9 protein-coding genes and 2 pseudogenes are annotated in these 12,645 nt (G+C 57.8%); 6 read left to right on the plus strand and 5 right to left on the minus strand.

Annotated features, from left to right (window positions below):
• Both HA41_RS18510 and HA41_RS18515 read left to right on the plus strand, forming a co-directional pair.
• Nucleotides 1–1,289: FGGY family carbohydrate kinase (locus tag HA41_RS18510; protein WP_143807368.1), on the plus strand; the 1,289-nt coding region annotated here is incomplete at its 5' end.
• A gap of 18 nt (nt 1,290–1,307) precedes the next feature.
• Nucleotides 1,308–2,726, plus strand: coding sequence for an L-fucose/L-arabinose isomerase family protein (locus tag HA41_RS18515; protein WP_094121992.1), 1,419 nt, complete (start codon nt 1,308–1,310; stop codon nt 2,724–2,726).
• A gap of 131 nt (nt 2,727–2,857) precedes the next feature.
• On the opposite strand, the gene HA41_RS18520 is transcribed toward HA41_RS18515, so the two are convergent.
• Together HA41_RS18520 and HA41_RS18525 are read right to left on the minus strand one after the other, a co-directional pair.
• Nucleotides 2,858–3,988: a mechanosensitive ion channel family protein gene (locus HA41_RS18520; protein ID WP_094121993.1), complete on the minus strand. Its 1,131-nt coding sequence runs from the start codon at nt 3,986–3,988 to the stop codon at nt 2,858–2,860.
• A gap of 96 nt (nt 3,989–4,084) precedes the next feature.
• Entirely contained in the window at nt 4,085–4,819 is a 735-nt protein-coding gene (locus HA41_RS18525) for a flagellar brake protein (RefSeq protein WP_094121994.1), read from the minus strand.
• 209 nt (nt 4,820–5,028) lie between these two features.
• Here HA41_RS18525 and HA41_RS18530 point away from each other — a divergent pair, with 209 nt between their 5' ends.
• A complete protein-coding gene (locus tag HA41_RS18530) occupies nt 5,029–5,277 on the plus strand; it encodes a GlsB/YeaQ/YmgE family stress response membrane protein (RefSeq protein WP_010246168.1) in 249 nt (82 codons plus the stop codon).
• A gap of 59 nt (nt 5,278–5,336) precedes the next feature.
• On the opposite strand, the gene HA41_RS18535 is transcribed toward HA41_RS18530, so the two are convergent.
• The gene (locus HA41_RS18535; protein WP_094121995.1) at nt 5,337–7,436 is read right to left on the minus strand and encodes a TonB-dependent siderophore receptor; all 2,100 of its coding nucleotides are present in this window, start codon (nt 7,434–7,436) and stop codon (nt 5,337–5,339) included.
• A 191-nt stretch (nt 7,437–7,627) separates the two neighbouring features.
• Nucleotides 7,628–9,312, minus strand: a pseudogene (gene treA, locus HA41_RS18540) (alpha,alpha-trehalase TreA).
• A gap of 209 nt (nt 9,313–9,521) precedes the next feature.
• Here treA and ghrA point away from each other — a divergent pair.
• From ghrA to HA41_RS18555, 3 genes are read left to right on the plus strand one after another with little or no spacing between them, the layout of a single operon-like run.
• Nucleotides 9,522–10,463 carry a glyoxylate/hydroxypyruvate reductase GhrA gene (ghrA, locus tag HA41_RS18545; RefSeq protein ID WP_094121996.1) on the plus strand — a complete coding sequence of 314 codons (942 nt, stop codon included), beginning with the start codon at nt 9,522–9,524 and terminating at the stop codon, nt 10,461–10,463.
• A 38-nt stretch (nt 10,464–10,501) separates the two neighbouring features.
• Entirely contained in the window at nt 10,502–11,239 is a 738-nt protein-coding gene (locus tag HA41_RS18550) for a phosphatase (RefSeq protein WP_094121997.1), read from the plus strand.
• Nucleotides 11,240–11,267: 28 nt separating this feature from the next.
• Nucleotides 11,268–11,834: a TorD/DmsD family molecular chaperone gene (locus HA41_RS18555; RefSeq protein WP_094121998.1), complete on the plus strand. Its 567-nt coding sequence runs from the start codon at nt 11,268–11,270 to the stop codon at nt 11,832–11,834.
• Nucleotide 11,835: 1 nt separating this feature from the next.
• On the opposite strand, the pseudogene HA41_RS18560 reads toward HA41_RS18555, so the two are convergent.
• Nucleotides 11,836–12,645, minus strand: a pseudogene (locus HA41_RS18560) (CoA transferase); the annotation flags it as partial.

The raw sequence follows: 12,645 nt of genomic DNA on the forward strand, positions 1-12,645 counted from the left end.
GTGGCGGCGCCAGCGTGGCAGCGGTGGCGATCAGTAATCAGCGTGAGTCAGTACTGATCTGGCAACGTCGCGACGGCCAGCCCCTGACGCCGCTGGTAAGCTGGCAGGACCGACGTTCCGAGCCGTTCTGTCGCGAATTACACCTTGCGGGTAAAGCGCCGCGCATTACCGGGCTCACCGGGCTGGCGGTGGACCCGATGTTTCCGGCCGCCAAGCTGACCGGCATGCTGGCGGCGCTCCCCGACGGCGTGGCGCGTGCCGAAGCGGGCGAGCTCTGTATCGGCACCGTGGACAGCTGGCTCAGCTGGCAGCTCAGTGCAGGCGAGACCTTTATCACCGATCACGCCAACGCCTCGCGCACCCAGCTCTACAGCCTGCATCTTAATGACTGGGACGACGAACTGCTGGCGCTGTTCCGGCTGCCGCGCGCCGCGCTGCCGCGCATCGTGGCTTCCGCCAGTGAACAGGGCGTGGTGGCCGTCACGGATATTGCCGGCCTGGCGCCGGGCACGCCGATTCTGGCGCGGATTGGTGATTCCCACGCCGCGTTGCAGGCCCAACGTCGCGGTGCGGCGGAGGTGGTGAAAGCCACTTACGGCACGGGTTCATCGCTGATGATGTCGATGGCCACGCCGCTGCTGACCGAAAATGGTCTCAGCACCACCGTGGCCTGGCATGACGGCACCTTGCGTTACGCGTTCGAGGGGAATATCACCCACACCGGTTCGGGCGCGGCGTGGCTCGGTAGCATGTTAGGGATTCAGGACCCGCGCCAGCTCACCGCGCTGGCGCAACGCAGCGAAGATCATCAGGGCATCTATTTTGTGCCGGCGCTTTCCGGGCTGGGCGCGCCCTGGTGGGATTTGCAGGCGCGTGGCATGGTCTGTGGCCTGACGGATGCCGCCACACCGGCGGTGCTGGCGCGGGTGGCGCTGGAGTCGATCATCTGGCAGATCGCCGACGTCTTTTTTGCTATGGAACAGGCCAGCGGGCAGCAACTGCCTGCGCTGTGCGTGGATGGCAGCGCTACCGAAAACAGCTGGCTGATGCAGCTGCAGGCAGATGTCCTGCAGCGTCCGTTGCTGCGGGTGCCGACCGCCGAAGTCTCGGCGCTGGGTGCCGCGCTGCTGGCGGGTAAAGTGCTGGGCTGGTGGCAGCAGGGCAGTGATATGCAGGCGTTACAGGGCGGCAACGTGATCGAACCGCGTCAGGCCTGTGCGCAGCAGATGCAGGAAAACTATAAAGGCTGGATCGACGCCGTCGCACGCTGTCGTTATCAGCCACATTAACCCTTTCGGAGCAGAGCCATGTCAAAACTTCCTCAGCAGTTAACCTTCGGTGTAATTATTGGCAACCGGGGTTTCTTTCCCAGCTATCTGGTGGGCGAGGCGCGCCAGCAGGCGGTCGCGCTGTTTGAAAAAATGAATATCAATACGGTGATGCTGGACGAGAGCCAGACTCATCTCGGCGGAGTTGAGACCCGCCAGGAAGCGAAAATCTGCGCCGAACTGTTTCGCCAGCACCGGGAGGCGATTCACGGCGTGGTGGTGCTGCTGCCCAACTTTGGCGATGAGAAAGCGATCGCAGAGGCGTTACGCCTCGCCGGATTAAATGTGCCGGTGCTGGTGCAGGCGGAAGAAGATAACCTCGATAAAATGGGGCTGGCGACCCGGCGTGACAGCTTCTGCGGCAAAATATCGCTGTGTAACAACCTGCGGCAATATGGCATCCCCTTTTCCCTGACCCGCCAGCATGTCTGCGCCCTGAGCGGCGAGGTCTTCATGCAGGATCTGCAGCGCTTCAGCCAGCTCTGTCGGGTGGTTAATGCGATGCGACGGGTGCGTGTCGGGGCGATCGGTGCCCGGCCTGCTGGTTTTAACACCGTGCGCTACAGCGAAAAACTGCTGGAGAAGATGGGTATTGCGGTGGAAACGCTGGATCTGTCAGAAATTTTCACCCGTACTAACCGGCTGCGTGATGATGATATCCGCGTGGCGGAGAAGCGCGAGATTCTGGAAGCCAACGCCGATGCGCGCGGTATTCCCGGCGAAAAGCTGCAAACCATGGCGAAACTGTTTGTGGTCATCAGCGAATGGGTGAACGACAATGATATCGACACCACCGCGATTCAGTGCTGGACCTCGCTGCAGGAGAATCTCGGTATTAATGTCTGCTCGATCATGAGCGTGATGTCGGGACAGCTGATGCCGAGCGCCTGCGAAGTGGACGTGATGGGCGCGCTGTCGATGTATGCCCTGGCCAGCTGCTCGCTGAATCCCGCCTCACTGGCTGACTGGAACAACAACTTCGGCGATGATCGGGATAAATGTGTGCTGTTTCACTGCGGTAACTTTGCCAGCGCCAGCCTGGAATCACCGACGATGGGTACGGCCGATATTATTGGTACGACGGTAGGGAAAGAGAACACCTGTGGGGCGGTGCATGGCCGGATGAAAAGCGGCGATCTGACCTATTTCCGTCTTTCAACCGATGATTTCAGCGGAGAGATCAAGGCCTACGTCGGCGAGGGCATGTCGGTGGACGATCCGCTGGATGCGGTGGGCTGTCGCGCGGTGATTCAGGTACCGCAACTGGAATCCCTGCTGGCGTGGATCTGCCGTAACGGATTCGAACACCATGTGGCGATGAACCACTCCGCCACGGCAGATGTTTTGCAGGAAGCGTTTAGCCAGTATCTGGGCGTCAGCTGCTATCGCCATCAGTAACTGAGCCGCAGTCAGTCATGTCGGCGTGGCACGCGAGGCCCATCCTGGACCGCGAGCCGCACTAACGCTGACGTGAATATGCGTCGCCAGCCTTTCGCTCATCCGCAGGAAGGCTGGCATCCTGAGCCCGCTTAACGCGCCACCCTGCGCACCTCGCCATCTTCGTTGTCCACCGCCACCAGATCCACTGGCGGCAGATTACCGCCGCTGAACTCGACCTGACGAATCGGGAAGGCAAAGCGAATGTTGCGCTGTTCCAGCGCCGCCATCAGCTGCAGGTTGATCTCCTGCTGAATATCCATGTACTTGTTGTAGTCGGCGTCCAGCACAAAGTAGACCACTTCAAAGGTCAGTTTCGAATCTTCAAAGGCCAGGAAGTGGGCGCGGTCGAAACGGGTGGTCTCAACGCTCTGGATAATCTCTTTCACCAGCGGACTGATCTCGCGCACCTGCTCCGACGGCGTGGCGTAGCTGATACCGAACTTAAACACGATGCGGCGTTGCTGCATCCGTTTGTAGTTGTGGATCGTCTGCTGCAACAGAATGGTGTTTGAGCAGACAATCTGTTCACCGCTCAGGCTGCGCAGCCGGGTGGTTTTCAAACCGATGTGCTCAATCGACCCGGCAATATCGCCAAACACGATAAAATCACCGTGCTCAAACGGCTTATCGAATCCGATCGCCAGCGAGGCGAACACGTCGCTCAGCACGGTCTGAATCGCCAGCGCAATCGCAATACCCCCGACGCCGAGACTGGCCACCAGCGCGGTAATGTTGATGCCCATATTCGACAGAATGGCGAGGAACATCATGATCCACACCACCACGCGCAGCAGAATACCGAGGATCACCGTGGTAACAGGGTTACGCACATGCAGCGGGTCGCGCAGCAGACTCTGCAGCCAGAGCCGGATGCCGCAGTCGATCCACAGCGCCAGCTGAACGATTAACGCCAGGAACCAGCCGTGTGAGATCGCCACGCTCCACGAGGCGGGTAAATCGACAAATTTTAACGCAATGAGCAGTGAAAAAATCAGCAGCAGGCTCTGGCTGGTACTGCGCAGGATTTCCACCACGATGCCGGTTGCCCGAACGTGACGATGTTCGCTGTAGCGGGCAATACGGTTGGAGATAAAACGGATCAGGGTACGCAGCAGCCAGTAAATGACGAGGGTCGCGACGATGACGATGGCGCTGTTGATCCAGAAGCTCTGATTGAACAGGATGGATTGAAAATGACGTGAAGAAAGCCAGTTTTCCATTGGGGAGATTCTCCTTGCTGGGTTCCGGTTTAAAAGAAAACAAGCAAGAAGCATAGCCTGGATGCGACGCAACTGTGCGGCGCACCCGGTAAGAACTTATTGAAAACGGGTTGATTTATCGCGTGCGAGGCGCTCAAGGGCAAAAATAATCTGCTGCAGTTGCCGCTCCTGCACCGGATCGAGTGCTGAAAAGCGGAAGCTTAGTCGTGGCGTAACACGGGTTTCATTTTTATGCGTCACTACGCTGCGTTCGCCGATGTGCAACAGCTTCACCGGCACTTCAAAATGACCATATTCGCCCAGCTCAACGCGGAATTTTTTGAAGCTGTCGCCGCTTTGTAAGCCTTCGGGCAGCGCCTCATCCACCAGTACACCAATACCGCCCAGCGACAGATCCTGTAGCCGAAGCCGCGCTTTATTGCCATCGGGCCACTCGGTATGACACCAGAACTGGGGTTCCAGCGGGGCATTGACGCGGAAAAACTCACGACGCTGGATCTGCCACACCAGCTCCGGCAACGGCGCACTGAATGCGGGTAAACCTTCAAAATCCACCCGCGCCAGCGAAGCGAGACTGAACTCAACTTTAGCGCCATAGGTTTCCGCGGCAATACTGAGTTCATTGCAGGTCAGGGCGTAGTCATTATCCAGATTGTTGCTGCCGAGATCGAACAGCAACTGATCTTCATTGGCCGCCAGCATGCGGCTGATAAACTGCCCACGAGAAAAACTCACCAGTAGTGGCGTCTGTAAACGCAGCAGGTCTTTCATCACGCCAAGAACGGCCAGCGTGCCACGTTTTAAATATTGTTCCTGATCGGCTTCTTTCACTTCCTGGCTCCAAAGGGTTGGTGCTTTGTTTGTTCTTTTTTTGGCCTCATCTCTGTTATCGGCGTGGCGAAAAAAAGCTTTAGTTTGTGGCTGGTCAATAATAACTGTGAGCAAGCAAACATTTTTTGAAAACCGGTCTATACTTATCGCGGTAAACCGCTTGATAAATCAAGCGTTCACGATTTAATCAAAAAAGGAAGGAGCAACAGATGGGTATTATTTCCTGGGTCGTCTTTGGCTTAATCGCAGGTATTCTGGCGAAGTGGATCATGCCGGGTAAAGACGGTGGCGGTTTCATTCTGACTATCGTACTGGGTATTATCGGTGCTGTAGTGGGTGGCTGGATCAGTACGCTGTTTGGCTTCGGTCGTGTCGATGGATTTAACTTCGGCAGCTTCGTGGTCGCCGTCATTGGTGCCATCGTAGTGCTGTTTATCTATCGCAAAGTACGCAGTTGATCGTAACGATTTAATAAAAAGGGGACGAAGCGATTCGTCCCCTTTTTCACATCTGGCGATCAGAAATCGTAACCCACCGTCGCCATCACGCTGCGTTCTGCACCCCAATAGCAATAACCGGTGCCGTAGCAGCCCGCCACGTATTTGCGATCGGTCAGGTTATTCGCATTCACCTGCAGCCAGGCGCCTTTCAGACTGCTGTTCCAGACGCCGAGATCGGCACGAACCGAGGCATCAAATAGGGTCACTGACGGTAAACGGGTGGTGTTTTCGTTATCTGCCCACTGTTTGCCGATATAGCGTACGCCCGCGCCGGCACTCAGGCCGTAATCAAACTGATAATGTCCCCAGAAGGCCGCCATGCTGTTCGGCGTCACGTAAGGCGTGTGTCCATCATTGCCATCAACGGAATCTTTGAAACGCAGGTGATTCAGGGTGTAACTGGCGACGGTGCTCAGACGCGGCGTTAACTGATTACGCGCCTCCAGCTCAATCCCCTGCGAATGCACTTTCCCGGACGGCGTGTAGGTGCCATCTTGTACATTACGGTTAGCCACATCCTTCTGCGTCAGATCATAGACCGCCAGGCTATAGAGATCGCGGGTGCCGTTCGGCTGATATTTAACCCCGGCTTCATACTGCTCCGCAGTGGTCGGCTTCAGCAGGTTGTTGTTCGGGTCGGTCAGAGCGGTAGGAGTGATCGCCTGACTCCAGCTGACATACGGCGAAATACCGTTGTCGAACGCATAAAGCAGCGCCGCGCGTCCGCTGATGTGATCGTCCTGGCGGCGGTCACTGCCGCTGTTGCTGGCAACGATGCGGTCATAGCGGCCAGAGAGATCCAGATGCCAGCGATCCAGCTTCATCTCATCCTGCAGGTAGAGGCCGGTCTGATAGTAGCGGCGGGTGTTAGCGCTCCAGCTGTAGACCGGCATGTCGCCAACCTGTTCGCCGGTCACAGCATTAAGCTGCGATGCGTTGCCGACAGCTTTGCTGATGTCATTTTTATAGCGATGATACTCCGCGCCCAGCGTGACGCGATGCTCCAGCTCGCCGGTGTTAAATTCAGCCTGTAACCGGTTATCAGTGGCCCAGGCGGCCAGTGACGAACGCTCACCCGAATAGTAGCGGTTCAGCAGATCGGGATTCTCCGCATCCCAGCCAATCTGATAAACCTGATCGAGATCGACGTTGGAATGGCTGTAACTGCCGGTTGAGGAGAACGACCAGACATCGTTAAATTGATGAGTGAAATCGTAGCTGTAGATCTGCTCATGGCGTTTGAACTGATCCAGATCGCTGTTGCCTTCATAAAAACCGTTGCTCAGCTTATAGCCATTATGCTCCGTAATACTGCCGTCGCCCGGCACCGAGCCGTGATAACCGCCGGACGGATCTTTCTGCAGATAGGCTTTAAGGATCAGCTGAGTATCCTCATCCGGTTGCCACATCAGCTGTGGCATCAGCGCATACTTCTCTTCGCGAGTATGGTCATACTGCGTATCGCTGTTGCGGGTCACACCGGTCAGGCGAAACGCCCACTGATCGTTAATCGCATTGGTATAGTCAAACATCGCGCCAGTAGTGGCGTTATTGCCAGCCTGTAACTGAATATGGCCTTCTTCACGGAACTGCGGACGTTTCGTCACCATATTGACCAGCCCGCCCGGCACCGTCTGACCATAAAGCGCGGAAGAGGGGCCTTTGATCACATCGATTCGCTCCAGGAAGGCGTTATCGACCTGCAACACATTGAAGCTGCCGCCGTCGCTCATCACCCGCAAGCCATCAAGGAAGGTATTATCGACATCGCCGCCGTGGAAGCCGCGCAGGGCAATGGTGTCATAGCGGGTTGCGGCACCGCCGAAGTTAGTGAACACGCCGGATGTATAGCCCAGCGCCTGATTCAGAGTCAGTGCGCCCTGATCCTGCATCTGCTGGCGCGTCACCACCGACACCGACTGCGGTGTGGTAATCAGCGGGCGATCGCTTTTTGTCGCGCCCTGACTGGTGGTGGCGAGATAACCCTGAGTCGGGGAGTCAGCTTGCTCCTGCGGTTGGGCTGTGACCACCATGTCGGCAGCAAAACTCAGAGCTGGCGCGGTCAGCGCCAGAGTGCAGAACGGGACATAACCTTTCAGCGGCGATGGCAATCTCATTGAAATTCCTTTCATGGCAGAGGTTCAGCAGGTGAATAAAATTCTCGATAAGCATTCTCATTATCATAGTGAGAATTATTACCGTTTGTAAGTTCGCTGCAATTTTGCCTGGCAATCGAAGAAGGTCAAGTAAATTTCGCTAAAAGGTGAGGGCAGAGATCGCCGGCATGGCCGGCGATCTCTGGGGGAGATCAGGGTTGAGCGGGAGACGTCGAAGGAATATCGTGGGCGCTGTTACAGGTTTTATCTTTCGGGCAATATTTATCCAGCAATTTCAGAGTAACGCCGTTGGTCCAGCCAAAGCCGTCCTGCAACGGATATTCACCGCCGCCACCGCCGCCGAGATTCTTGCCTTCAACCACATATTTCTCGACCAGCTTATGCTCGCGATCATAGGTGTTCTGGACGTTCTGCAGGAAACGCAGCCCGACCTCTTTCGCCAGTTTCGGCTGGTTGTAGTGCTCCAGACCTTCCACGGCGACCCATTGCAGCGGCGCCCAGCCGTTCGGGGCATCCCATTGCTGGCCGTTGTTGACCGTAGTCGTCACCAGCCCGCCCGGTTTCAGCAGCTGTTTTTCCACCGCGCTGGCGGTGCTTTCAGCCTGCTTATCGCTGGCGACCCGCAGATAGAGCGGGAACAGCGTGGCGGCGGTCAGCTGCGGATGCACCTGTTTTTTCTGCCAGTCGTAATCGGCGTACCAGCCTGTTTGTCGTTCCACAGATAGCGATTAATCGCAGCCTGACGCTTCTCCGCACGGTCGGCAAACTGCTTCGCCAGATCGTCCTGCTTGTTCATCTTGTAGCCTTTCGACAGCGTCTGCTCCAGATGGAACATCAGGCTATTGAGATCGACCGGCGCCAGTTGGGTGGTGCGAATGGTGGCCAGATTATGGGCATCAGTGAACCAGCGGGAGCTGAAATCCCAGCCGGACGCCGCGCCGGAGCGCAGTTCGCGATAGAGCTCAGCCTTGTCACGCTGCGGCGCTTTCTTAGCGGTGGTGACATCATCCATCCAGGATTCGGTACGCGGCACATCGCGTGCATCCCAGTAGCGGTTCAGCAGCGTGCCATCGCTGAGTTTGATCGCCCGCTTGCTGGCTGAGCGGGTTGCCAGTTTGTCGCTGTCGGCCATCCAGTAGTCATACTCTTTCTGCAGCTGTGGCAGGTAACGGGTATAGGCTTTACCGTCATCATGGCTCGCCAGCAGATCCACCATCAGGCTGAAAAATGGCGGCTGCGAACGGCTCAGATAGTAGCTGCGGTTGCCGTTGGGAATGTGGCCATAACGGTCAAGCAGCGAGGCGAAGTTATCCACCATATCCTGCACCCGATCCCAGTGGCCGCTCTCAGCCAGGCCGAGCATCGTGAAGTAACTGTCCCAGTAGTAGACTTCGCGGAAACGACCGCCCGGTACCACATAAGGTTTCGGCAACGGCAGCAGCGAATCATACTGACCGGCGCTGCTGGCGGTACGGGTCAGAACCGGCCATAAGCCGTCGATGTGGTCACGCAGATTTTGTCCGGCAGGCGGCACATACTTATCGCCCGCGGCGGGCAGGGTGAAGTTGGCATCAACAAAGCGTTTCAGATCAAAGTTGCGCTGTTTTTTCTGCATCTGCCAGTCGGCGAGGATCGAGGCCGGATCGTATTTAGGCAGTGCATCAGCAAAGGTTTTTTGATCGGGGTAGAACTTCGCTTGCTGTACAGCATTAAACAGTGGCCCTAAACGGACATCCGGCGGCTGCGGCTGATGATTCAGCATGCGCGACGTGTCCTCGGCGTGAACGGTGAAGGCCGGCACGCTTAGCAGTAGCGTAAGCAGAAGGGGTGCATAACGCTGACGCCGTTCAGTGGCGTTTACCTCAATTTTTGTCATCGGTTTTTCTCCTTGTCCGAAACGCGGCCGCGCGTAACGCATTGACCACACGACCAACTTTAGACCTTATCTGACCACTTCACCCTGAAGCGGGCCGGAATTGTGAAGCCACGGGAATTATTTTTGCTGAAAAAAGGGCTTTTTTCCGCCGTTTTTTGCTTGCCCTGATGCCGGTTTTCCCTGACGCTGAAAGAAAAAAGGAGAGCAGGATGGAGATCATCTGGTATCACCCGTCGCAGTCTGCGGCAACATGGATTTATGGTTTACAACAGCGCCTGCCGCAGGCGCGGGTCCGCGCCTGGCAACCGGGCGATGATGGCCCCGCCGATTACGCGCTGGTGCGTTCCCCGCCGGCGGAGATGCTGCAGGGACGCACCGGGCTGCGCGGAGTATTTGCGCTGGGCGCCGGTGTGGATGAAATTCTGAAGCAGCTGCAGCAGTATCCTGACATGTTACCGGAAGAGGTGCCCCTGTTCCGGCTGGAAGATACCGGCATGGCGCAGCAAATGCAGGAGTATGCGGTCCACAGTGTGCTGAGCTGGTTCCGGCGCTTTGACGACTACCGGTTACAGCAACAGCAGCACTGCTGGCAGCCGCTGCCCGCTTACCCGCGTAACAGCTTTACCCTTGGTATTCTCGGCGCGGGGGTGCTGGGACGGAGCGTGGCAGAAGCGCTTAAACCCTGGGGCTTTCCGGTCCGCGTCTGGAGCCGCTCACCGAAGCAGATTGCCGGCGTCACCAGCTTTGCCGGCCCTGAGGCGCTGCATGATTTTCTGCAGGGCACGCGGGTGTTAATCAACCTGCTGCCCAGCACCGCGGAAACCATCAACTTAATCAATCACGATTTTTTCCAGCAGCTGCCCCACGGCGCTTTCTTCCTCAACATCGCGCGCGGTGCGCAGGTGGTGGAAGAGGATTTACTGGCGGCGCTCAACAGCGGTCAGCTGAAAGCCGCCGCGCTGGATGTGTTTCAGGTTGAACCGTTGCCGGAATCGCATCCGCTCTGGTCTCATCCTCGCGTAACCCTGACGCCGCATAATGCGGCGGTAACCTTAATCGACGAAGCTATCGACTACATTGCCCGGGCGATTGACCAGCATCAGGCGGGAGAAATACCGCAGGGGCGGGTCGATCGTCAGCGTGGCTACTAATACCCTGGTCAGTCAGGGGCTATCAGCAGGAGAAGATGATGTATCCGGTAGATCTGCATATGCACACCATCGCCAGTACTCACGCCTACAGTACGCTGCACGATTACGTCACTCAGGCGAAGCAAACAGGGATGAAACTGTTTGCCATTACCGATCACGGGCCTGATATGGCCGACGCGCCACACTACTGGCACTTTATTAATATGCGCATCTGGCCGCGCATGATTGATGGCGTCGGAATTCTGCGTGGTATCGAGGCCAATATAAAAAACCAGCAGGGCGAGATTGATTGTTCCGGCCCGATGCTGGATGCGCTGGATCTGATCGTGGCGGGCTTTCATGAGCCGGTCTACGCGCCGCGCGACAGAAAGCACCACACCGATGCGATGATTGCGGCGATGGCGGGTGGACTGGTGCATATCATCAGCCATCCGGGTAACCCGAAATTCCCGGTGGATATCCCGGCGATTGCCGAGGCGGCGGCCCACTACGAGGTGGCGCTGGAGATCAATAACTCCTCCTTTACCCACTCCCGTCCTGGCAGTGAACCTAACTGCCGGGCGATCGCGGAGGCGGTGCGGGATGCAGGCGGACGACTGGCTTTTGGCTCTGATTCCCACACCGCCTTTACGCTCGGCCATTTTGAGCACTGCCTGCGCATCACCCGCGAAGTGGATTTTCCGGAGGATCGGGTGTTAAATGTCACGCCGCGGCGTCTGCTCGACTTCCTCGAACAGCGTACCGGCAAACATATTGCTGAACTGGCTGACTTTTAATTTACTTTGCCTCAAGGAAATCTGACTCATGAATGAGTTTTCCATTCTGTGCCGCGTGCTCGGCTCACTGTACAATCGTCAGCCGCAGGACCCGCTGCTGGTGCCGCTGTTTACGCTGCTGCGTGAGGGCAAACTGCAGGCGCAGTGGCCGCTGGAACAGGACGAACTGCTGACCCGCCTGCAACAGAACAGCGATCCGCAGGCGCTGGCCGCCGATTACAATGCGCTGTTTGTCGGCAGCGACTGTAGGGTGTCGCCGTTTGCGTCACAGTGGCCGGAAGGAAAAACCGAGCCGGAGGTGCGCGCCTTTCTGACCTCGCGCGGCATGCCGCTGAGCGATGCGCCTGCCGATCACTTTGGCGTACTGCTGCTGGCGGCGTCGTGGCTGGAAGATCAGTCAGCGGAAGATGAGAGCAGCGCCCAGCTGGCGCTGTTTGAAGAGTATCTGCTGCCGTGGTGCGGCACCTTCCTCGGTAAGGTTGAGGCGCATGCCACCACTGCGTTTTACCGCACGCTGGCTGCGCTGAGCCGTGAGGCGATTCAGGCGATGTACAATGAACTGCTCGACAGCGCTGACCCGCAGCAGGATGCCTGATTTACCATGATGCCGGGTGGGTACCCGGCAGACAGCCCGGGGTCGCGCAGAGTTGCGCGGTGCCGGGCAGCCAGGATGGCGCGCGCAGTCTCACGCCCAGCCCCCACTGCGTTAACTCAAAAAGGGCAGATTATCCTCTCTCTTCGCCAGGATACCTGATTGATCGCTGCCCGGTGCCGCAGGATGCTGCTGCAATAGCCAGGCGGTACGCGCCAGTGACATCCGCACCTGGCTGCCATGTCCGTCAGCCCGCCGCTGACGTAATCCCTCCAGTACTGCCGCTGCCAGCAGATAACCGGTGGCATGATCCAGCGCCTGCACCGGCAAGGGGGTCGGTTTATCACTCTGCTGCCACTGCATCCCCTGTTCAGCGATGCCACAGCCCATCTGCACCAGGCTGTCAAAGCCGCGCCGGTTGCGCCACGGTCCCTGCCAGCCCCAGGCATTCAGGCTGACGTCAACCAGTCCTGGAGCCAGTGCCCGACGGGTGTCGGCATCAAAGCCCAGCCGCTCCAGCGCATCCGCCCGGTAACCGTGTACCAGCACGTCGGTCTCACGCAGTAAACGGGTGAACTGCTCCCGATCGCGGGCCTGTCTGAGATTCAGTACCGCGCGGCGCTTGCCACAGGTGATCTCCTCATCCAGCGACGGTTCCTGCCAGCCTGGCGGATCGATACGCAACACATGGGCACCGAGACTGGCGAGAAAACGGGTGGCGACCGGACCGGCAATAACCCGCGTCAAATCCAAGTACCCGGACCACCGAGCAGTGGACGCGCCTGGGGTACGGCCAGTGCGGCGGCGGGCCTGA

This window comes from Pantoea conspicua, assembly GCF_002095315.1.
GTDB lineage: Bacteria > Pseudomonadota > Gammaproteobacteria > Enterobacterales > Enterobacteriaceae > Pantoea > Pantoea conspicua.